The sequence below is a fragment of the Kribbella sp. NPDC048915 genome, assembly GCF_040649595.1.
GTDB lineage: Bacteria > Actinomycetota > Actinomycetes > Propionibacteriales > Kribbellaceae > Kribbella.
This window is the reverse complement of sequence record NZ_JBEZFT010000111.1, coordinates 1-21,647: the sequence shown is the minus strand read 5'-3', so window position 1 is coordinate 21,647 and position 21,647 is coordinate 1. Positions and strand designations below refer to the sequence as shown.

General features: G+C 68.5%; 20 protein-coding genes. 11 read left to right on the top strand and 9 right to left on the bottom strand.

The window, feature by feature from the left end; all coding sequences use genetic code 11:
- Positions 1 to 184: 184 nt before the first annotated feature.
- Positions 185 to 583 (bottom strand): VOC family protein, encoded by a 399-nt coding sequence (locus AB0B82_RS33105; protein ID WP_360177708.1) that lies wholly within the window; start codon positions 581 to 583, stop codon positions 185 to 187.
- An 85-nt stretch (positions 584 to 668) separates the two neighbouring features.
- Here AB0B82_RS33105 and AB0B82_RS33100 point away from each other — a divergent pair, with 85 nt between their 5' ends.
- Together AB0B82_RS33100 and AB0B82_RS33095 are read left to right on the top strand one after the other, a co-directional pair.
- Positions 669 to 1,664 carry a YafY family protein gene (locus tag AB0B82_RS33100; RefSeq protein ID WP_360177705.1) on the top strand — a complete coding sequence of 332 codons (996 nt, stop codon included), beginning with the start codon at positions 669 to 671 and terminating at the stop codon, positions 1,662 to 1,664.
- Positions 1,665 to 1,697: 33 nt separating this feature from the next.
- Complete coding sequence (locus tag AB0B82_RS33095; RefSeq protein WP_360177702.1) at positions 1,698 to 2,813, top strand: glycoside hydrolase family 76 protein; 1,116 nt, start codon at positions 1,698 to 1,700, stop codon at positions 2,811 to 2,813.
- Between the two features lie 57 nt (positions 2,814 to 2,870).
- Here the strand turns inward: AB0B82_RS33095 and AB0B82_RS33090 are convergent, their stop codons facing one another.
- The 7 genes from AB0B82_RS33090 to AB0B82_RS33060 all read right to left on the bottom strand — a co-directional run bounded on the left by AB0B82_RS33090 (position 2,871) and on the right by AB0B82_RS33060 (position 9,896).
- Positions 2,871 to 4,307, bottom strand: a complete 1,437-nt coding sequence (locus AB0B82_RS33090) for a sugar ABC transporter substrate-binding protein (protein ID WP_360177699.1) — start codon at positions 4,305 to 4,307, stop codon at positions 2,871 to 2,873.
- Between the two features lie 33 nt (positions 4,308 to 4,340).
- Positions 4,341 to 5,102 (bottom strand): sugar phosphate isomerase/epimerase, encoded by a 762-nt coding sequence (locus AB0B82_RS33085; RefSeq protein WP_360177711.1) that lies wholly within the window; start codon positions 5,100 to 5,102, stop codon positions 4,341 to 4,343.
- On the bottom strand, positions 5,099 to 6,094 hold the full coding sequence (locus AB0B82_RS33080) for a Gfo/Idh/MocA family oxidoreductase (RefSeq protein ID WP_360177696.1): 996 nt from the start codon (positions 6,092 to 6,094) through the stop codon (positions 5,099 to 5,101). The genes AB0B82_RS33085 and AB0B82_RS33080 overlap by 4 nt, the downstream gene beginning before the upstream one ends.
- Positions 6,095 to 6,120: 26 nt before the next feature.
- Positions 6,121 to 7,035, bottom strand: coding sequence for a carbohydrate ABC transporter permease (locus AB0B82_RS33075; protein WP_360177693.1), 915 nt, complete (start codon positions 7,033 to 7,035; stop codon positions 6,121 to 6,123).
- Positions 7,032 to 7,943 carry a sugar ABC transporter permease gene (locus AB0B82_RS33070; RefSeq protein WP_360177690.1) on the bottom strand — a complete coding sequence of 304 codons (912 nt, stop codon included), beginning with the start codon at positions 7,941 to 7,943 and terminating at the stop codon, positions 7,032 to 7,034. The genes AB0B82_RS33075 and AB0B82_RS33070 overlap by 4 nt, the downstream gene beginning before the upstream one ends.
- Before the next feature lie 35 nt (positions 7,944 to 7,978).
- Positions 7,979 to 8,338, bottom strand: coding sequence for a cupin domain-containing protein (locus AB0B82_RS33065; protein ID WP_360177687.1), 360 nt, complete (start codon positions 8,336 to 8,338; stop codon positions 7,979 to 7,981).
- Positions 8,339 to 8,450: 112 nt separating this feature from the next.
- Positions 8,451 to 9,896, bottom strand: coding sequence for a PLP-dependent aminotransferase family protein (locus tag AB0B82_RS33060; RefSeq protein ID WP_360177684.1), 1,446 nt, complete (start codon positions 9,894 to 9,896; stop codon positions 8,451 to 8,453).
- 40 nt (positions 9,897 to 9,936) lie between these two features.
- Between AB0B82_RS33060 and AB0B82_RS33055 the strand changes: the two genes are divergently transcribed.
- The 9 genes from AB0B82_RS33055 to AB0B82_RS33015 all read left to right on the top strand — a co-directional run bounded on the left by AB0B82_RS33055 (position 9,937) and on the right by AB0B82_RS33015 (position 20,321).
- Positions 9,937 to 11,169 carry a Tm-1-like ATP-binding domain-containing protein gene (locus AB0B82_RS33055; protein ID WP_360177681.1) on the top strand — a complete coding sequence of 411 codons (1,233 nt, stop codon included), beginning with the start codon at positions 9,937 to 9,939 and terminating at the stop codon, positions 11,167 to 11,169.
- A 28-nt stretch (positions 11,170 to 11,197) separates the two neighbouring features.
- Positions 11,198 to 12,028, top strand: a complete 831-nt coding sequence (locus tag AB0B82_RS33050; protein ID WP_360177678.1) for a phosphoenolpyruvate hydrolase family protein — start codon at positions 11,198 to 11,200, stop codon at positions 12,026 to 12,028.
- Between the two features lie 217 nt (positions 12,029 to 12,245).
- Positions 12,246 to 13,799 carry an ABC transporter substrate-binding protein gene (locus AB0B82_RS33045; protein ID WP_360177675.1) on the top strand — a complete coding sequence of 518 codons (1,554 nt, stop codon included), beginning with the start codon at positions 12,246 to 12,248 and terminating at the stop codon, positions 13,797 to 13,799.
- A gap of 3 nt (positions 13,800 to 13,802) precedes the next feature.
- Positions 13,803 to 14,756, top strand: a complete 954-nt coding sequence (locus AB0B82_RS33040; protein WP_360177673.1) for an ABC transporter permease — start codon at positions 13,803 to 13,805, stop codon at positions 14,754 to 14,756.
- Positions 14,753 to 15,685: an ABC transporter permease gene (locus AB0B82_RS33035; RefSeq protein ID WP_360177670.1), complete on the top strand. Its 933-nt coding sequence runs from the start codon at positions 14,753 to 14,755 to the stop codon at positions 15,683 to 15,685. Before AB0B82_RS33040 ends, AB0B82_RS33035 begins: the two co-directional genes overlap by 4 nt.
- Positions 15,682 to 16,704 (top strand): ABC transporter ATP-binding protein, encoded by a 1,023-nt coding sequence (locus tag AB0B82_RS33030; RefSeq protein WP_360177667.1) that lies wholly within the window; start codon positions 15,682 to 15,684, stop codon positions 16,702 to 16,704. The genes AB0B82_RS33035 and AB0B82_RS33030 overlap by 4 nt, the downstream gene beginning before the upstream one ends.
- A complete protein-coding gene (locus tag AB0B82_RS33025) occupies positions 16,697 to 17,719 on the top strand; it encodes an oligopeptide/dipeptide ABC transporter ATP-binding protein (RefSeq protein ID WP_360177664.1) in 1,023 nt (340 codons plus the stop codon). Before AB0B82_RS33030 ends, AB0B82_RS33025 begins: the two co-directional genes overlap by 8 nt.
- 17 nt (positions 17,720 to 17,736) lie before the next feature.
- Positions 17,737 to 19,509, top strand: a complete 1,773-nt coding sequence (locus AB0B82_RS33020) for a gamma-glutamyltransferase family protein (protein ID WP_360177661.1) — start codon at positions 17,737 to 17,739, stop codon at positions 19,507 to 19,509.
- 119 nt (positions 19,510 to 19,628) lie between these two features.
- On the top strand, positions 19,629 to 20,321 hold the full coding sequence (locus AB0B82_RS33015) for a GntR family transcriptional regulator (RefSeq protein WP_360177658.1): 693 nt from the start codon (positions 19,629 to 19,631) through the stop codon (positions 20,319 to 20,321).
- Between the two features lie 150 nt (positions 20,322 to 20,471).
- On the opposite strand, the gene AB0B82_RS33010 is transcribed toward AB0B82_RS33015, so the two are convergent.
- A partial coding sequence (locus tag AB0B82_RS33010) for a nucleoside hydrolase (RefSeq protein ID WP_360177655.1) occupies positions 20,472 to 21,647 on the bottom strand: 1,176 nt, incomplete at its 5' end.

The window sequence follows — 21,647 nt, the reverse complement described above, 5'->3', positions numbered from 1 at the left end:
TCCGTCGAGCTCACCTTGATCATCTGCCGGCCGTTCCAACGGTAGACCTCGACCCGCCGGCCCGACGGGCAGCAGACCGGGTCGTCGACCCCCCGTCACCCCCCGTGACCCCCCGTGACCCCCGTGACCCCCCCGTGACCCCCCCGTGACCCCCGTGACCCCCGTGACCCCCGTGACAGCCGTGTCAGCGGGTGAGGCGGGCGCGGGCTTCGTCGGTGAGTGGGGTGAAGAAGTTGATCAGGTTGCCGTCGGGGTCGCGGAACAGCAGGGAGCGGTTGCCCCAGGGCATCGTCGTCGGCTTCTGGACGATCTCGGGGGAGTAGCCGGCGACCCGGTCGTACTCGGCGTCGACGTCGTCGACCTGGAACTCGACGATCGCGGTGCGGTTCGACGCGGGGACGGCGGCGCCGGCGGTGAAGAGTGCCATGGTGTCGGTGCTGCCGATGGCCAGCGTGCCCGACGGGGTGACGAGTTCGGCGAACTGTTCGGTCAGGCGGCGTGCCCGGAGGCCGGTCACCTGCTCGTAGAACGTGACGAGGCGGTCGACGTTGTCGGTGATGAGGCGGATGGATGCGAGTCGCACGGAAGGATCCCTTCTGGTGAGGTCGATACGGCTACGCTAGAGGCGATACTGGACACAATCCGCCCGGTATTCGAGGGAGAATTCTGTGACCCGTCCCACCGCGCGCGTGCTGGCACTGCTGGAGATCCTGCAGCGCGGCGGAACGTGGACGGTTGCGGACCTGGCCTCGCGGCTCGACGTCAACGAGCGCACGGTCCGGCGGTACGTCGACCACCTGCTCGACCTGGACATCCCGGTGCGTTCGGTCCGCGGGCGGTACGGCGGCTACCGCCTGGAGCCGGGGTACCGGATGCCGCCGCTGATGCTCAACGACGACGAGGCGCTCGCGGTCCTGCTCGGCTTGGTCGCGAGCCGCCGCGCCGGGCTGATCAGTGCGTCCGGTGCCGCTGTCGAGAGTGCGGTCGCGAAGGTCCGTCGAGTACTGCCGTCGAAGCTCGGTCAACGGCTGGAGGGGCTGCTGGAGATCGCCACCTTCACCGCGCCCGCGCGATCAGGGCTCACGGCATCGGCTGACGTACTGCTCACGGTCGCTGAGGCGGCGCGCGATCGGCGTCCGGTCGAGGTCGCGTACGTTGCCGGCCACGGTGGGTCCAGTGTTCGCGAGCTGCATCCGTACGGCGTCGTGGCGCACTCCGGGCGTTGGTACGTGAACGGTTTCGACAATGCCAGCGGCAAGGTGCGGACGTTTCGCGTCGACCGGATCGCCCGAGCGGAGCCGCGGTCGGGGACGTTCGACGTACCGGACGAGTACGACCCGGCACAGCGGGTGCTCGCCGGGATCGCCGCCGCGCCTCATCAGCGTCAGGTGTCGGTGCGGCTCGCGGCGACGCCGGACGAGATCCATGCGGTGTTTCCGCCGTCGGTCGCCGTACTGGAGGAGCTCGACGAAGCGTGGGTACGCGCGCGCATCCAGGCGGAGGAGCTCGACTGGATCCCGCCACTGCTCGCCGCACTCGACTGCCCGTTCGTCGTCGAACAGCCGGACGCGCTGCGCGACCTGATCCGCGCCCTGGCCGACCGCCTCGGCGCGAACGCGGACCACCAGGACGCGGTGGTCTCACGGCGGTCGCCGCGCGTTTGACCACGCCGTCAGCTGTGGTCTAAACCTGAGCAAATGCCGCCACAACCCTCCTTCACCTTCAGCCGGCCGGATCTCGAGCGCACCATGAACGCGTTCCTGACGACGTACGGGATCGACAACGGCGACTTCCGCACCGACTTGGACAATCCCGCACCGCTGCACTTCTGGGAGGCGGCGTTCGTCCGGCAGACGCTGGTCGACGCGTCCCGGCTGACCGGGCAGTGGAGGGACCTGATCGGACCGACGTACTACCGCTACGAGGACACCCACGCGGTCGACCGGTTCGGCAACCCGAGGTGCTGGATCGCGAATGACACGGACTGGAACGACGACTACTCGTGGGCGATCCAGTTCGCGCTCGCGGCGTACGAGGCGACCGGTGACGCGCACCTGCTGGACCAGGCCAAGTGGCACACGGACTTCTTCTACCGCGGCTACTACGACGACGAGTACGGCGGCGGCTTCTGGCGCGAACGCGGCACGAAGGACCAGAAGGACGTGCCGTCGAACGGGTTCGCGATCGCGGCCGCGGAGCTCGCCCGCTACTACCCGACCGAGAAGGTGCACAACGACCCGCTCGGCACCGACAAGACCTACGAACAGATCGCGACCGACACCTACACCTGGCTGAAGCAGAGCTTCCTGCGCGCGGACGGCAGCTTCGCGAACTCGTTCTCCGGGCGGGAGTGGGACGACAACCTCTACACGTACAACGCAGGCGTCTTCCTCGAGTTGGCCGCTGACCTGTACAACCTGACCAAGGACCGTTCGTACCTGGACGACGGCGTCCGGGTCGCGGACTTCGCCCGCGACCACTTCACCACCGGCCGATCGAAGCTGGTCGTCTTCGAGGACGATGTGAACGGGCGCGGGCTGTATCGCCCGGACCCGGTCGAGAGCTACGAGATCGTCTTCAAGGGCATCTTCCTCCGCGGGCTGTCCAAGTTCATCACGCTCGGCGGGCAGCGGCAGTACGTCGACTGGCTCGGCGCCAACGCCCAGGCGGCCTACGACCACCGCACCGACGACCTGCCGTCGGCCGCCTTCGACCGCCCCCTGCCCAACGCCCGCGGCACCGGAGTCGCCACCGGCCTGGCCGCCATGACCTACTCCCTCGCCACCCAGCAACCCCCGACCTCGACCGCCTGACCGCGCACCTGGGGCAGGTGTGACATGCCCTGGCCCGACGAGTCGAGGTCGCCGATCCTAGATCGAGGTCGGGATCGGGTACCTGCCCTGCAGCAGCGGTTCGATCTTGGCCTGGAGGCTGTCGAGGACCGTCTTGGCCGGCGTCTTGCCGGTGGCGATCTGCTCGATGGCCGGGGTCAGTACTTCCTGGATCGCGGGGACGTTCTTCAGCACCTGGGTGAAGTCGCGGACCGAGTTGTTCAGCCGGTAGTCGACGGCCGCCGTCCGGTACTCCGGCGGGTGGACGTCGTTCTTGGTCCAGGAATCGATCGCCGCGTTGTCGGAGTAGTACTTCGTCTCGACGGGCATCCACAGCCCCTTCTTGAACAGGTCGCTGTTCGCGCCGTCGACGCTGTACGCGTAGAGCTCGATGGCCTCGTCGGTGAACTTGGTGCCGGCCGACATGACCCGGCAGCTCCCGGCCTCCTGGGTGATCGGTTCCTGGTACGACGGCAGTACGCCGACGCCGTACTCGAGATCGCTCTCGCCCATGTCCAGCAAGGTCCATTGACCGTCGATCGCCATCGCGACCCGTTTCGTCTGCAGCTGCACCGTCGTGGTCGGCGCGTTGGAGCCGTCCGCGCCGCCGCCGAGCTGCGCCGGACTGGGCGCGACGCGGTGCTTGTAGATCAGGTCCTGCAGGTTCTGGAACACCTCGACGCACTCGGGGCTGTTCAGGGTGTACTTCGTGCCGGTCTCGTCGGTGACGTCGCCGCCGTTGCTGCGGATCAACGGGTACCAGGTCCACTGCGTGGTCAGCGGCGCCGAGATCCCGAACTGGCGGATCCGATCGGCCTTGAACCCCGGCTCGCCCGGCTTCCGGCCGTCCTGGTCGAGGGTGAGTGAGGTGGCGACCTCGACCAGGCGGTCCCAGGACCACGCCTTGTCCGCGGACGCCGGCGGGATCGTGGCCGGGTCCGTGAACAGGGCCTTGTTGTACCAGAGCAGCGTGATCTCGCTGGCCGCCGGCGTACCGGCGACCAACTTGTCCCCGTACCAGAAGAAGTTCTGCGGCTTGCGGCCGGACAGCTGCGCGAACTTCTCGATGTAGGGGTAGATGTTCGCGATCTTGCCCTGCTCGGCCAGCCGGTACGCGGTCGGCGCGGTCATGTAGGCGACATCGGGCAGGTTGCCGCTGGCAACGAGTGTGTTGACCTTGGTCTCGTAGTCGCCCGGCACGTGCACCGGCTGCACCTTGACCCCTGAGTGCGAGGACTGGAACTGCTTGATCATCTGCTCGATCGCGGCCTTCTCGTTGGCCGAGCCCCAGTACATGAACTGCAGGTTGGCCGACCCGCCGCTCTTCGTGGTCGATTGCCCGCCGCAACCGAACAGGCCGAGGCCGGCCGCGAGTGCGCCGGCGCCGAGCAGCGACCGCCGCGACAGACTGGGTGACTGAGCGGGTGGCTGAGAGGGTGACTGAGCGGGTGACTGGAAACGTGGATCGGTGGTCATCGCTGTCTCCTTCGCACGCGATGAGCTGTCCGGTCAGACGGCGGACAGGTGTTCGGTCAGGTAGTCGCGCGACACCCGCAGGCCCTCGAGGACCTCGGCGCGGCTTTCCTCGTCGACGCACAGCGTGACGTCGGGGCCGAGGGTGGTGACGGCGTCCAGGACGGCGGCCAGGTCGACGGATCCCTGCCCCAGCAGGCGAAACTCGTCGTCGGCGTAGTCCTTGAGATGGATGTTGTCGATCACGCCGGCGAAGTCCGTCAGCAGGCCCGGGACGTCGGTGACCCCGGATCTGAGCAGATGCCCGGTGTCGACGGTGAGCCGGAGCGTGTTCTCCCGCACCGCGCCGAAGAACACGTCGAAGTCGCGCCGATGCATCACCGGTTCGCCGGTGTGATGATGCAGCGAGAGGGCGACGCCGTGGTCGGCCGCCTGCTCGGCATAATCGGACAGTTCACCCGCGAACCGGACCAGGTCACTGTCGTCCAGGCCCTCCCGCGGTACGTCGTGACAGATCACCACCCGCTGCGCGCCGACCGCACCGGCGAACGCGCACAGGGCGGCCAGTCGCTGCCGGCCGTCGTCGTCGAGTGGATTCATCGTGATCAGCGACGACACGTGCCCCGGATCGGATCCCCAGTCGGCGCGGAAGCGCTCCGCGCCGGGGATCGGGTCGTCCAGGTAGGCGGCGTACTGCCCGCCCTTCAACTGCAGTCCGCTGAACCCGAACTCGGGGTAGCGGTCGAACAGCAGGCGCTGCTGCTCGGGCCCGCGAGTGGGCTTGGAGAACGCGATCATGACCACGGAAAACCGTCCTTGAACGAGATGGGAGCGCCCGAGTCGGCGGACCGGTAGGCGGCGTCGAGCAGTGCGACCGTGTGCAGGTTGTCCCGGCCGCTGTTCGCGGGCTCGGTGCCGGTTTCGACCGCGGTGAGCAGGCGGTCGAGGCCGAGGAACATCGCCTCCGAGCGCTCACTGCCGACGAGCGGGTTGGGGATCGTCTTGGTCTCCCCGTCGCGGTGCAGCAGCGCTTCGGCGTACCCCAGTTGCAGCGTGCCCGTCGTGCCGATGACGACGGTCTCGGTGCGTTCGAGGCGGCTGGAGAAACTCTGCACGTAGGTGACCGGGATGTCGCCGAAGAAGATCTGGACGCTCGCGTCGGTCTCGCCCGCGGCGTCGACGGCGGGGGACGAGAAGGTGTGTGCCGACAACCAGGTCGCCTCCCGGCCGAGCAGCACCCGGAACCCGTCGAACCAGTGGATCCCCATCACCGACAGCGCGTGGTGTTGCTGGTCCAGGCGCCAGCCCTTGTCCTGCCGGAACGTCAACTCCTGCTGGGAAATCGCCAGCACGTCACCGATCTCGCCCTGCTCGATCAGCTCGCGGCCGAGGCCAAAGGCGTAGCTGTCCCGGAAGTTCTGGTTGACGGCGATCCGGCTCCCGCCGGCCGCGCAGGCGTCGACGATCGTGCGGGCATCGGCGAGATCGAACGACAGCGGCTTCTCGACGAAGATCGGTTTCCCGGTCGCGGCGAGTTCGAGGACGGCGGACGTGCGGACGTGGCTCGGCGTACACACGACGGCGACGTCCCAGCCGCCGGCGTCGATCAGCTGCCCGACGCTCTCGTAGGTGCGTTCGACCCCGAAGGTGTCGCGGACCCAGTCCCGGCGTTCCGCGAGCGGGTCGCAGGCGGCGACGACTTGAACCCGGTCGGGGTGCCGTGCGTAGCTCGTGAGATGTGTGCGGGAGATGTTTCCCGCCCCTACCAAGGCGATCTTGTGAACGGTCATCTGGCCTTCCGGTGCGATCGGCGGAGTCAGCCCTTGACCCCGGTGAGGGTGACGCCCTCGATGAGGTAGCGCTGAGCGAAGAAGAACAGCAGGATGATCGGCAGGATGGTGGCGGTGGCCGCCGCCATCAGGTAGCCCCACTGCGCGTTGTAGGTGCCCTGGAACGAGGCGAGTCCGAGGGCGAGCGTGAACTTGCTGCTGTCGTTGAGATAGATCAGCGGATCGAGGAACTCGTTCCAGGTCCGGATGAAGGTGAAGATCCCGACCACCATCAAGGCCGGCTTGGACAGTGGCACAATCACCTGCCAGAACACCCGCCACGGTGACGCACCGTCGATGTACGCCGCCTCGTCGAGTTCGTAGGGGATCGTCAGGAAGAACTGGCGGAGCAGGAACACGTTGAAGATCCCGCCGCCGGCGCCGCCGAACCAGGCCGGCACGATCAACGGATAGTAGGTGTTGATCGCCTGCGCGGCGTCCCACATCAGGAAGGTCGGGACGAGTAGCACGGCCTGCGGCAGCATCAGCCCGCTGAGCAGGATGCCGAAGACCACGTTGCGTCCGCGCCAGCGCAGCCGGGAGAAACTGAAGGCGGCGATCGAGCAGGTCAGCAGCGTCCCGGTGACGGTGAAGACCTCGATGATCATCGTGTTCAGGAAGTACCGCGCGAACGGCTGGGCGGTCAGCGCGTCGGTGAAGTTGCGCCATTCGAACGGCCGCGGAATCCATTCCGGCGGTGCGATGAACATCTGGTTGTTGTTCATCAGTGCGCTGCGGACCAGCCAGATGAACGGCAGGACGGTCGGCACCACGCCGGCGATGAGGACGGCGTACACGAGCACCCGCCGGGCCCGGCGCCGACGGTGGTGGTGGTGCGGAGCTGACGCGGGGGGTTTCTGCTGCTCGCGAGGAGTCGCGGTCACCGTGGTGGTCAGGGTCATCGCGCGGCTCCCATCTCGTAGTAGACCCAGCGGCGTGAGGAGCGGAACAGCAGCACGGTGATCACCATGACGAGCACGAACAGCGCCCAGGCCAGCGCACTCGCGTAGCCCATCGCGCTCTTGGTGAAGGCGGTCGTGTAGAGGTAGTACACGTAGAACGTGGACGCGTTGTTCGGTCCGCCCTGCGTCATGATGTAGGCCTGGTTGAACACCTGGAACGTGCCGATGATGCTGGTGACCAGGTTGTAGAACAGCACCGGTGTCATCATCGGCAGCGTCACGTGCAGGAACTGCCGCCACGGGCCGCCGCCGTCGATCGCGACCGCCTCGTAGAGATGGCGGGGAACGCCCTGCAACCCGGCCAGGAAGATCACCATGATGTTGCCGAAACCCCAGGTACTCATCAGGATCAGCGACGGCACCACGGCGGTCTCGCTGAACACCCAGTTGGACGTCGGCATCCCCAATTGCCGCAGCGTCGAGTTGAGCAGTCCGAAGTCGGGGTTGAAGATCCACAGCCACAAGACCGCGTTGGCGACGCTGGGCACCAGTGTCGGCAGGTAGTAGACGGTTCGGTAGACACCCAGCCCACGGACCTTCGCGTTCAGCAGCATCGCGATCGCGAAGGCGACGACCAGCGTCAGCGGTACGGCGCCCAGTGTGTAGTACGTCGTGACGCCCAGGGACTTGAGGAACAGCGGGTCCCGGGTGAACATCTGCCGGTAGTTGTCGAGGCCGACGAACGACGCGGCCGAACCGATCGTCCAGTCGGTCAGACTGATCACGGCCGACGCCACCATCGGAAGCAGCGTGAAAACGACGAATCCGACGATCGCGGGCAGCGCCAGCAACAGGCCCCAGCGACGTTCCAGCCGGCTCTGTCCGCTCACCCCGTGCCTGATCTTCATAGTGCCTCCTGACGGTGGAGGCCGGGCGGTCGCGGCTACTCGCCGACGACCTTCCGGTCGGGGGTGGAGAAGGCGATCATCAGCACGGCGGGCTCGGTGCCGACGTTGCGTGCGTTGTGGACGGTGCCGGCCGGGATCGAAATGGTGTCACCGGCGGTCATCGGCAGCTGCTCGGCACCGAGCCGGTGATCGATGGTGCCGCTGATGACGTGCAGCACCTCGTCGCAGTTCGGGTGGTGATGCGGGGGATTCTGCTGGCCGGGTTCGATCGTGCAGCGGCCGACCGTCATCGTGTCGGAGTTGCCGATGGCACCCGACACCATCCACTCGAGCCGGCCCCATTCCTGCGGCTCGACGACGGCTTGGTCGAAAGGGGTCAGTCCACCACGGCCCACGATGTGCTCCTGTCGTAGAGGTGTTCGGGCGACTGCAGTACATCCTGGGAGCACGACCGAACCCGCGACAGTGCCAATTCGGCACTCGTGGGTGGGATTGGACCCCGCTCGGTCAGGCGCGCCGGCCGACGATCCGCCAGGCCTCGGCGAGGATCCGGACGCCGGTGACGAGCTGGTCGTGGTCGGCGGCGAAGCCGATCCGGAGGTGGTCGTCGAACGCGTCGACGCAGCTGAAGGTGGGGCCGGGCAGCAGTTGCGCGCCGAGCCGCTCCGCCCGTTGAACGAGGCTCGTCGCGACCGGAGCCGGCAAGCGCACCCACAGCGACGCGCCACCGACCGGCACCACCGGTTCCCAGTCCGGGAGGCACTCCGCGAGGGCCGTCAGTACGACGTCGCGCGCGGCCCCGAGCACCCGGCGGCGCTCCTCGCGGGCCTCCTCGATCCGCGGCAGCAGCCGGGCGGTGGTGACCTGCGCGAGCAGCGACGTACCGAGATCCTCGCCGGCCTTGATCGAGGCCAGCGACGCGACGGTGCCGGGCTCGGCCCGCAACCAGCCGACGCGAAGCCCGCCCCAGAAGGACTTGCTGACCGACCCGACGGTGATCACGCCGGTTCCCCAGGCCGCCATCGGTGTCGCCGGCGGACCGTCGATCATCGCATCCGCCAAGGTGGTGTCGTCCAGCACCGTCAGCCCGAGCGACTCGGCGGTTGTCGCGAGCCGGCGGCGCCGCTCGGGATCGATCACCGTCCCGGTCGGATTGTGCACCGTCGACTGCATCACAAGCAGCCGTGGCCGCGAACGACGTACCGCCGCGACGAGGTCGGTGGTCTCGATCCCGAAGGGCCCTCGGCGGACCGGCTCGAGTCGCGCGCCGGCCGCCCGCAGTACTTCGATCGCGCCCCGGAACGACGGCTCCTCGACCAGGGCCACCGCGCCGGGTTCGAGCATCGACACCGCGGCCATCCGCATCGCCTGCTGCGCGCCGGACGTGATCAGGATCTGCTCGGGCGAGGTGGGCAGACCGATCGAGCTGTAGTAGTCCGCGACCTCGACCCGCAACGCCGGCAGGCCTTCGGGCAGGTACCCGTGCGACTCGACCAGCGGCGCGAGCTCGGGACCGGTGACCGACGCGACGTCCACCACCAGACGCAGGCCCGGGAGGGCCGCACTGCGCAAATCGAGCCGGGGACCGGCTCCGGTGGTCGTGCCGAGGAACGATTCGAACCGGTCGTCGCCGCGGACCCCGAGGAACTGGCGGGCCGAACTGATGTAGGTGCCGTCGCCGCGCCGGCTGGTCAGGATGCCGTCGCCGCGCAGCTCGTCGAACGCCGCCCCGACAGTGTTGCGGCTGACGTCGAGGGCTTCGGCGAGTGCGCGTTCGGACGGCAGCCGGACGCCGGCGGCGAGTTTCCCGGACACCACCAGCATCCGCAGGTGCCGCGCGAGCTGGGTGTGCAGAGCGCCGTCGCCGATGCCCCACTCGCCCATCAACCGGACCAGCTGATGCACGGGCAGGGGAGTGACCAATCGGGCGGAATTGGCTCTCGTTGGCTTCATACCGGTCCTCCATCATGGGACAGAACTTCGGGAGGAGACCATGGCCACCGTCGCACTCGTCGGTACGCTCGACACCAAAAGCTCCGAGTATCAGTTCGTCGCTGAACGACTCCGCACGCTCGGAGTCGAGGTGATCATGATCGACTGCGGCGTGCTGGGCCAGCCCGGTCTCGTACCGGAGGTCGATCGCTACCAGGTCGCCGGGGTTGCCGGCGAGGATCTCGACCGGCTCGCTGCCGCGGGGGACCGCGGCGCGGCCGTCGAGGCGATGTCACGCGGTGCGGCCGGAGTCGTCGAGCAGCTGTACGGTGAGGGCAGGCTACAGGGCGCGATGGCCCTGGGCGGGACCGGCGGAACCTCCTTGGCGGCCGCGGCCTTCCGGCGCCTTCCGCTCGGCGTCCCCAAGCTGATCGTCTCGACCGCCGCGACCGGCGACAACCAGCCGTACGTCGGTGAGACGGACCTGATCCTCGTCCCGAGCGTCGTCGATGTCGCCGGACTGAACCGGATTTCCACGCGCATCCTCGCCAACGCGGCCGCCGCGATGGCCGGCATGGTGACCGCCGCACCGCCCCCGGCGCGGGACGACGAACGGCCGTTGGTGGCCGCCAGCATGTTCGGCGTCACGACGCCCTGCGTCACCCGGGCGCGCGAGCAGCTGGAGGCGCTCGGCTACGAGGTGCTGGTGTTCCACATGACCGGAGCCGGCGGCCGGACGCTCGAGAGCCTGGTGTCGAACGGCATGCTGGTCGGCGTACTCGACGTCACCACGACCGAGCTGGCCGACCACCTCGTCGGCGGCATCTTCGACGCCGGACCTGATCGGCTGTGCGCCGCGGCCCGCACCGGCATCCCCGCTGCGGTCTCGCTCGGCGCGTTGGACATGGTCAACTTCGGGCCGATGGACTCTGTGCCGGAGCGTTTCGCGGACCGCGTTCTGTACCGGCACAACGCCACGACAACGCTGATGCGCACCACTCCCGACGAGTGCCGCGAGCTCGGGACGCGGTTGGCGGCCAAGGTCCGGCTGTCGGCCGGACCGGCGGCCGTCTTCGTGCCGCTGAACGGGATCTCGGCGATCGCCACGAAGGGAGGCCCATTCCACGATCCGGACGCCGACGCCGCGCTGTACGACGCCGTCCGGTCCGGTCTGCAGGGCAGCGGCGTCGAGCTGATCGAACGCGACGACGACATCAACGCGATGGAGTTCGCCGACGCCATGGTGCAGTGGCTGCACGCGGCGATCTCCGCGGCTGCGGCCCGTACCCGGTAGCGAGCACGAGAGCAGAGGGAGACTGAGCATGGGTCGAATCGAGCGCCGGGACATCCTGCACCGGCTGCGCGGCAAGGTGGAGCGGCACGAGCCGATCATCGGCGGCGGGGCCGGCACCGGCCTGTCGGCCAAGTGCGAGGAGGCCGGCGGCATCGATCTGATCGTCGTCTACAACTCGGGGCGCTTCCGGATGGCGGGCCGGGGATCGCTGGCCGGCCTGCTCGCGTACGGCAACGCGAACCAGATCGTGCTGGAGATGGCGGCCGAGATCGTCACCGTCGTCGAGCGGACCCCGGTGCTCGCCGGCGTCAACGCGACGGACCCGTTCCTGCAGGCCGACGCGTTTCTCGACGAGCTGGTGGCCGCTGGTTATTCCGGCGTCCAGAACTTCCCGACCGTCGGCCTGATCGACGGCACGTTCCGGCGCAACCTCGAGGAGACCGGGATGGGGTACCAGCACGAGGTGGAGCTGATCAGGCTTGCGGCGGAGCGGGACCTGCTGACGACGCCGTACGTCTTCTCGGCCGCGGACGCGATCGCGATGACGGACGCCGGCGCCGACGTGATCGTGTGCCACCTGGGGCTCACCACCGGCGGGCAGATCGGTGCCGAGACCGCGCGCAACCTTGACGACTGCGTTCAGGCGTGCAATGCCTGGTCCGAGGCCGCGCGCGGCGTCCGCGACGACATCATCGTGCTGGTCCACGGCGGCCCGGTCGCGGAACCCGGCGATGCCGAGTACGTGCTCCGCAAGACCACCGGGGTGCACGGGTTCTACGGCGCCTCGTCGATGGAGCGCCTGCCGGTCGAGCGTGCCCTGACCGAGCAGACCAGGGCCTTCACCGGCATCACCTTCTGAGCCTGACGGCTGCCTGACGATGGCCTGACGACCGCCTGACGACCGCCGTCCCGTGGACCTTCCGGTTCGCGGGGCGGCGGTCGTTTCGGTGTTCGGTCCGTCTTTTGGTTATCGCTAGGAGAGCGCATGCCGCATGTGATATGTATCATGTCACATACTGCATACACGAGCTGAGGTGCCTCAGGTGGGTCGGCTTCAGCCCGGGTGAGGAGTTTTCATGCGCATCCGTTCCATCGCTCTGGGGGCCGTGGCGGTGACCGGTGCCGTCGTCGTCGCAGGGTGTTCGACGCCGGGCGCGAGTGCCGGAGCCGGCGCCGCGGCCGAGGGTGGCGCCGGCGGGACCCTGGTCATGTCGACCCCGACGGCGCCCGACACCCTGGACGCGACGCTCGCGAACACCTTCGCGGCCCGCCTGGTGTTCTCGAGCATGTGCGAGGGGCTGTACACCGTCGACTCGAACCTCAAGGTGGTCCCGCAACTGGCGGCCGAGCCGCCGAAGATCTCCGCCGACGGCCTGACGCTGGACATCCCGCTGAAGGAGAACGTCAAGTTCTCCGACGGTACGCCGTTCAACGCCGACGCCGTCGTGACCACGCTCGAACGCAACCTGACCAAGAAGGGCTCGGCGCGCGTCCAGGAACTCGCCGCGATCGCGTCGGTCAAGGCCACCGGGCCGAACGCCGTCCAGCTCAAGCTGAAGCGGCCGTCGGCGCCGCTCGCGGCCCAGCTCTCGGACCGCGCCGGCCTGATCATGTCGCCGACGGCGCTGCAGAAAGAAGGCGACGACTTCGGCAAGAACCCGTCCTGCGTCGGCCCGTTCAAGTTCAAGTCGATGGTCGCGGGCAACGAGATCGCGTTGGTCAAGGACCCGAACTACTACGACGCGGACAAGGTCAAACTCGCGGGTGTGACCTACAAGTTCATCACCGACTCGTCAGTGGCGACCGCAAATCTGCAGTCCGGCGACATCAACGCCGCCGAGCACCTGGTGCCGAGCGACGCGCAGAAGCTGGAGAGCGCGGGGCTCAAGGCGCTGAGGTCCCAGACGATCGCGTACCAGGGCATCACGATCAACGTCTCGCCGACGGCGACGACACCGCTCGCGAAGTCCCCGCAGCTGCGCAAGGCGTTCGAGATGAGCATCGACCGGGACGCGCTCAACAAGTCGGTCTGGGGCGGCACGAAGGTCGCGGACTGCAACCCGCTGCCGGTGCAGAGCGAGTTCTACACCAAGGTGGACTGCACGCCGTTCGACGTCGAGGGCGCGAAGAAGCTGGTCGCCGCCTCCGGCGTTCCGACGCCGGTGCCGGTCGAGCTGATGGCGACGTCCAGTGCGACCTCGCTGCGTGAAGCCCAGGTGATCCAGGCGATGGCCGAGGCGGTCGGGTTCAAGGTGAGCATCAAGCAGCTGGATCTGGTCTCGGCGCTGCAGATCGCCCGGGCCGGCAAGGCGGACACGTTCATCGTCGGCTGGTCCGGCCGGGTCGACCCCGACGGGAACACCAACGACCTGCTCACCACCGCCGGCTCGAACAACTTCTCGGAGCTGTCCGACCCGGAGATCGACTCGCTCATCACCAAGGCCGGCAGCACGAATGACAATGCCCAGCGCAAGGCGCTCTACGCGCAGGCCCTGAAGAAGGTCGCGGACATCCGGTCGAACATCTACCTCTACCACGACACGTGGTACGTCGGGACTGCGAAGAACGTGTCCGGGATCGACTACCGCACCAACGGCATCCCGTACCTCAAGACCGCGAGCGTTGGCTGACGGATGGCGAGTTTCCTGTTCCGCCGCTTCGGGGCCGCGCTGATCACGCTGCTGCTCGGCAGTCTCGCGGTCTTCTTCGGAGTCCGGGCGCTCCCCGGCGATCCGGCCACGGTGATGGCCGGGGAGAGCTCGACGCCCGAGATGATTGCCGAGATCAACCAGCAGTACGGCTTCGACAAGCCGATCCCGGTCCAGTACGTGACGTGGCTCGGTCAGCTCCTGCGCGGCAACTTCGGCACGTCGACGCAGTACCGCGTGCCGGTGGCCGATCTCGTCGCCGAGCGGTTGCCGGTGACGCTGGAGCTCGCGCTGCTCGCACTGCTGGTCGGTCTGGCCATCGGCATCACCGCTGGGGTGGTGTCGGCGGTCCGGCCGGGCTCGGTGCGTGACTACGTGGCCAACGGCTTCGGGCTGTTCGGCCTCTCGGTGCCGCATTTCTGGCTCGGGCTGCTGGTGATCCTCGTGTTTGCGGTGACGCTGCACTGGCTCCCGGCGTCCGGCTTCGTCGGTCTCGCCGAGAACCCGGTCGAGAACCTCCGCCGAATGGTCCTGCCGGTGCTCGTGCTCGGCACCGGCTTGTCCGCGGTCGTGATGCGCCAGACCCGCTCGGCGTTGATCGGCCAACTCTCGGCCGACTACGTGCGTACGGCTCGTTCGAAGGGTGTCCCGTTTCGGACCGAGGTGACGCATGCCTTGCGCAACTCGCTCACGACGCTGACAACCATCGTCGGCCTGCAGTTGGCCGGCCTGATCAGCGGTGCCGTCATCACCGAGCAGATCTTCGTGATCCCGGGCTTCGGCCACCTGATCGTCAACGCGGTCACGAACCGCGACTACCCCGCGGTCCAGACCGCCGTACTCGTCACCGTCGCCGGGTACGTCGTCGTGAACTTCCTGGTCGACGTCGCGTACGCGTATCTGAACCCCCGCCTTCGTGTGACGGGAGAGACCGAATGAGCATCAAGGACCGGATCGGCGTCGGCACCGCGGCCGGCGTCGCTTCCGTACCGGGCGCCACGGGCCCGGCCGGCCTGGGTACGGCGACCCGCGCGCAGCGTGGGCGCCGCCTCGGCCGCCGGTTCCTGCACAAGAAGATGGCTGTCTGCGGGCTGATCCTGGTGGCGTTGTTCCTGCTCCTCGCGATCATCGGCCCGCTGGTCGCGCAGGACTACTCCAAGCAGAACCTTTCCGAGACGTTCGCCGGTCCGTCCGCTGCGCACTGGCTGGGGACGGACGACCTCGGTCGCGACGTGCTGGCACGCCTGGCGAGCGGAGCGCGTGTCTCGTTGCTCGCGGGGGTGTTCGCGACCGCGCTGTCGCTGGTGGTCGGGATCCCGATCGGTCTGGTCGCGGGGTACTACCGCGGCTGGGCGGACTCGGTGCTGATGCGCGTGAACGACACGGTGATGGCGTTCCCGTTCCTGATCTTCGCGGTCGGGATGGCGGCGATCCTCGGACCGTCGCTGCACAACGTGATCATCGCGCTTGCGGTCTCGCACGTGCCGTCGGTGATCCGGATCGTGCGCGGCGAGACGATGGTGCTGCGCCGGCAGGAGTTCGTCGACGCGGCAGTCGCCGACGGTGCGACCGACCTGACGATCATGGGCCGCTACATCCTGCCCAACCTGGTCAACGTGCTGATCGTCAACGCCACCGTGGCGATCCCCGGCGCGATCATCGGCGAGGCGGCGCTGAGCTTCCTCGGGCTGGGCGTGCAGGCGCCGACACCGTCGTTCGGGACGATGCTCACCGCCGCGCAGCAGTTCCTCACCCAGGACCCGCTGCTCGCCGTCGTCCCCGGGGTCGCGATCGCGCTCGCGACGCTCGGCTTCAACCTGCTCGGCGACGGTCTCCGCGACGTCCTGGACCCAAGGGGCAAGCGATGAGCCTGCTCGAAGTCTCCGGCCTCCGCGTCGAGTTCGACACCGAGGGCGGCACCGTGATCGCGGTCAAGGACGTCTCGTTCGACCTGCAGCCCGGCGAGATCGTCGCGCTGGTCGGCGAGTCCGGCTGCGGCAAGTCGGTCACCGCGATGGCGATCCCGCGCCTGCTCGAGGCGGGTACCCGGATCGGCGGCCGGATCAGTCTCGACGGTGTCGACCTCGCGACGCGGTCCGAACGCGAGCTGCAGCAGGTGCGCGGGAAGGAGATCTCGGTCGTCTTCCAGGAGCCGATGACCTCGCTCAACCCGGCGTACCCGGTCGGGCGGCAGGTCGCTGAGGTGATCAAGGTGCACGAGAGCCTGCCGGCGAAGGCGGTCCGCGAACGCGTGGTCGAACTGCTTGAGCTGGTCGGCATCCCGGATGCCCGGGAGCGGATGAAGGCATACCCGCATGAGCTCTCGGGCGGGATGCGGCAGCGGGTCATGATCGCGATCGCCGTCGCCTGCAACCCCAAGGTGCTGATCGCCGACGAGCCGACGACCGCTCTCGACGTCACGATCCAGGCCGCCATCCTCGACGTGATCCGCCGGCTGCGCGACACCCTCGGAACGGCCGTCGTACTGATCACTCACGACCTGGGCGTGGTCGCCGAGGTCGCCGATCGAGTCGTCGTCATGTACTCGGGGCGGCGGGTCGAGCAGGCCCCGACGGCCGAGTTGTTCGCGCGGCCGCAGCATCCGTACACCCATGGGCTGCTCGGCGCCTTGCCAGGGCGCGCGGTCGAGCGGGACGGGCGGCGCAGGCTCACTGAGATCCCCGGTCTGGTACCCCCGCCCACCTCGGACCCGGACGAGTGCCAGTTCGCGGCCCGCTGCCCGCGCGCGACCGCGGAGTGCAGCGCCGCGCGGCCCGGCCTCACCGACGTACTCCCGCTGCATCAGGTTGCGTGCTACCACCCAGGCGGCACCGCCGATCGCGATTCGGTTGCCGCGGGCACCGAAAGGAAGGCCGCTCATGACTGACGGACCGGTTCTCGAGGTGAACAACCTCGTCAAGCACTACCGCGGCAAGGGGCAGATCGGTCGCCGTGGCCGGCTCGTCCGCGCCGTGGAGGACGTCACCCTCACGGTCGGGCCGGGCGAGGTGCTCGGCCTGGTGGGTGAGTCCGGCAGCGGCAAGTCCACGGTCGGCAAGTGCATCGCGCGACTGATCAAGCCCACGTCGGGACGGATCAGTCTGCTCGGCGAAGACATCTCGGAGCTGAGCCGTGGCCAGATGCGCTCGCGGCGCCGCGACATCCACATGGTCTTCCAGGACCCGTACTCGTCGCTCAACCCGCGGATGACCATCGGTGACATCGTCGCCGAACCCCTGCGGCAGCACGGCATCGCCCGTGGTGCGGAGCGGCGGCTGATGGTCGCGGAGATGCTGGAGAAGTCCGGGCTGCGCGCGGAGATGCGCAGCCGCTACCCGCACGAGCTCTCCGGCGGGCAGCGGCAGCGGGTGGCCCTCGCCCGCGCCCTCGTCCTGAACCCGAAGTTCGTGGTGGCCGACGAACCGGTCTCGGCGCTCGACGTCTCGGTGCAGGCCGCGATCCTCAACCTGCTCCTGGACCTGCAGAAGGACCTGGGGTTCTCCTGCCTGTTCATCACCCACGACCTGTCGGTCGTCGAGTTCATCAGCGACCGGATCGCCGTGATGTACCTCGGACGCATCGTCGAGACCGCCAGTCGCGAAGAGCTGTTCCGCGACCCGCAGCACCCCTACACCCAGGCACTCCTCGCCGCCGCGCCGGCCGCGGATCCCGCGAACGTCGGCACGCGGGAACGGATCGTGCTCGGCGGTGACCTCCCGAGCCAATCGGTCGTCGTCCCGGGCTGCTCGTTCCATCAGCGGTGTCCGGTCGCCGTCGAACGCTGCCGGGTGGAGGTCCCCGGGCTCGCGGCGGTGACGTCCCCGACACATCAGGTGGCCTGCCATCTGGTCACCCCGGACGGCAAACCGGACCTCGCGCACGCGGTTCGGCCAACAGCTTGATCAAGAGAGGAACACAGATGGTGCAGACGCGTCCCGAGCTGGTGGGGAACATCGGAATGGTGGCCAGTACGCACTGGCTGGCGACCGCCACGGGCATGAGCGTGCTCGAACGCGGCGGCAACGCGGCGGATGCAGCGGTCGCCACGGGGTTCGTCCTCCAGGTGGTGGAGCCGCATCTGAACGGCCCCGGCGGTGACGTCCCGATCCTGGTGCACGGCGGCGACGACGACGGCGTGTCGGTCGTGTGTGGCCAGGGCGTCGCGCCGGGCGCGATCAGTACCGACGCGATGGCCGCGCTCGGGCTCGACCTGATGCCGGGCACCGGGCTCCTTCCGGTGGTCGTACCGGGCGCCTTCGGTGCCTGGATGGAACTGCTCCGGCAGTGGGGCACGTGGTCGGTTGCCGACGTACTGGAGCCTGCGATTCATTACGCGGAGCACGGACACCCGGTGCTTCCGGGGGTCTCGCAGGCCATTGCGACCGTGAAGGACATGTTCGAGGAGCACTGGCCCACATCCGCGCAGACCTGGCTTCCTGGCGGTGCGGTCGCCGCGGCCGGAAGCATCTTCGGCCGTCCCGAGCTCGCGGCGACGTACCGGCGGATCGTCGACGAGGCCACGACCGCCGGTACGACGCGGGAGGCGCAGATCCAGGGTGCGCTGGATGCCTGGTACCGCGGGTTCGTTGCCGAGGCCATCGATGCGTACTGCTCGACAGCCGAAGTGATGGACACGTCCGGGCAGCCGCACGGCGGATTCCTGCGCGCGGACGACCTGGCCGGCTGGCAGGCCGCGGTCGAAGAGCCGGTGACGTACGACTATGGGCAGTACACGGTGTGCAAGACGGGGCCGTGGGGTCAGGGACCGGTGTTCCTGCAGCAGCTGGCGCTGCTGAAGGGATGCGACCTGGACTCGATGCGGCCGGGTTCGGCCGAGTGGGTGCACACCATCGTGGAGGCGTCGAAGCTCGCGTTCGCCGACCGCGAGGCGTGGTACGGCGACCCGAAGTACACCGACGTACCGCTCGCCGATCTGCTGTCCGACGAGTACAACGATGCGCGCCGGGCGCTGATGGGTGAGACGGCGGCTCTCGAACTCGTGCCCGGCCGTCCCGGTGGACGCACGCCGATCATGCCGCGGTACCCGGATGCTCCCGAGGGCTTCGTCGCCGGCGCGGGCGAGCCGACCGTTGCGGCCACCGGCGAGACCAGGGGCGACACGTGCCACATCGATGTGGCGGACAAGAACGGCATGATGATCTCCGCGACGCCGAGTGGCGGGTGGTTCCAGGCCTCGCCGACGATTCCCGGCCTGGGATTCTGTCTGAGTACGCGCGGTCAGATGTTCTGGGCGGAGGACGGGCTGCCGAACTCACTGCGTCCGGGCGCGCGACCGCGGACCACGCTCTCGCCGTCGTTCGCGCTGCGGGACGGGAAGCCCTGGCTCGCCTTCGGCACGCCCGGTGGCGACTTCCAGGACCAGTGGCCGCTGCACTTCTTCCTGAACGTCGTGCACGGCAGAATGAATCTCCAGGAAGCGCTTGACTATCCCGACTTCCACTCGATCCACATGCCGAACTCGTTCTACCCCCGCGACACCCACCCCGGTCACCTGCTGATGGAGGACCGGTACGACGCCGCGGTGGTCGACGAGCTGCGCCGGCGCGGCCACCTGCTCGAACTCCAGGGCGGATGGTCGATCGGGCGGACCAGCGCCGTCGCTCGTGAGGACGGATGGCTGCGTGGCGCCGCCAACGCGCGCGGGGCCCAGGCCTATGCGGCCGGGCGCTGACATGAGCCGATCGTGCACTGCCGCGGCTCCGTCTGTCGCTGCTCCGCCTGTCGCTGCTCCGCCTGCGGCTGCTCCGCCTGTCACGGCGGGGGCACAGGGCGGGAATCTCGGGTAGCGCGATGGAGACCGAGCCGAGTTCCGCGCTGACGCCGCTCGGGCGCAGCCTCAATCTGCGGGAGACAGTGGTCGAGAAGCTGCGGACCGCGATCATCACCGGTGAGCTGAAGGAGGGGACGGTGGTGTCCGCGCCCGCGCTCGGCGCGCAGCTCGGCGTCAGCGCCACCCCGGTGCGTGAGGCGATGATGGACCTGGCGCGCGAGGGTCTGGTCGAGACCATGAAGAACAAGGGCTTCCGCGTCACCACGGTGACCGACGAGGAGCTGATGAACGTCACCGAGGTGCGCCTGCTGATCGAGCCGCCGACGGTCGCCCGGGTCGCCGGACACCTCCCGCCGGCTGCCATCGCCGAGCTGAGGGTCGTTGCCGACCGCAACCTGCTGGCCGCCGAGCAGGACGATCTGCAGACGTTCCTGGTGACGGATCGCGACCTGCACGCGCTGATCCTCGAGCACGCCGGCAACGCCTTCCTCGCGGAGCTGGCGACGTCGCTGCGCCGCCGGACCCGCATGTACGGGCTGCTCGCGCTGGCCGACGCCGGCGTGCTCGGCGAGTCGGCGCGGGAACACCATCAGCTCATCGACCTGATCGAGGCCGGTGACGGCGTCGGAGCCGAGGCTCTCGCGCGGCGCCACATCGCCCACTCGATGGACATCTGGAAAACCGGCCAGACCCCTGACCTTCCGGCCGGTTGACGCGCCAGCGGCTGCTGTTTCGGCCCGGCGCCGTCGGTGCCGCTGTCCTGACCGGCCGGTGTGATCGGCTGGTGTGATCGGTTGCGTCATCGGCTGCGGCATCGGCTGGTGATTCGCTGGGGTTGTCGCCGGCTCGGAGGCCGTGCTGGGTCAGGCTGTCTCCGGGCCGAGGCGTTCGATGGCGTCGATGATCAGGTCCCAGAACTTGTCGAGGTCGAGTTGCGTCGCCACCAGGGTGTTGAACGGTTCGCCGTACGCGCCGAGGAAGTCGGTGACGGTCGCGCCGTACGTCCACTTGCCGTGCGTCTCGACCGCGACGAACGCATCCTCGACGCGGACGGCATCCGGATCGATGACGCGGGCGACGGCGCAGGCGTCGTGGATCGGCGGGTACGGCATCTTGAACACCTTGTTGTAGGTGCCGCTGAAGTACTCGAGCCAGCCGTCCACCGTGGCGGACAGCGGCGTACCGATCGCTCGGATGCGCTCTCGTACTGCCTGGGTTGCAAGGGCCTGGTGGGTGAGGTCGAGGCCGACCATCGTCACCTGCCACGCTCCGTTGAAGACCGCGGATGCCGCCTCAGGATCGGCCAGAATGTTGAACTCGGCGGCCGGCGTGCTGTTGCCGCGGGTATACGTGCCGCCCATCAGAACGACCTCGCGGACGCGCTCGACGATCTTGGGCTCGAGGCGCATCGCCAGCGCGATGTTGGTCAGCGGCCCAGTGGGGATCAGCGTGATCTCCTGCGGTTCGCTCTGCATCACGACATCCACGATCAACTGTGCGGCATGCCGTGGGTCCAGCTCGGTCACCGGCTCGGGCAAGTCCGGCCCGTCGAGTCCGGACAGGCCGTGCGTACTTCCTGCTGTGACGTCGTAGTCGGTCAACTGCTCACGCACCAAGGGAAACTCGGCACCTCGCGCGATCGGCACCCGCGCACCGACAAGCGTCGCAACTCGCCGCGCGTTGTAGGTCACCTTCTCGAGCACCTGGTTGCCCGCGACAACAGTAATCGCGATCAGCTCGACGTCCGGATTGCCGTGCGCCAGCAAGATCGCAATCGCGTCATCGTGGCCAGGATCCACATCCAGAACTATCTTCCGCACCATGCGGCCATTCCAGCAGAACCTGCCGGGGTGCCGGCAGCCGGGCGTGCTGGAGTCACTAAGCCTCGATCCACCGATCGGTTTGGCGTGATGCGCTGATTCCGGTTTGGCGTGGTGCTGGGCTGGGTGGGCGTGGTGGGGTGTCCCGCCTCGCTGCGGGTGGGTTCCACTTGGGGTTGGTTTGGTCGGGCCGTGGTTCGGTGTGGTGGTCAGCGCGTG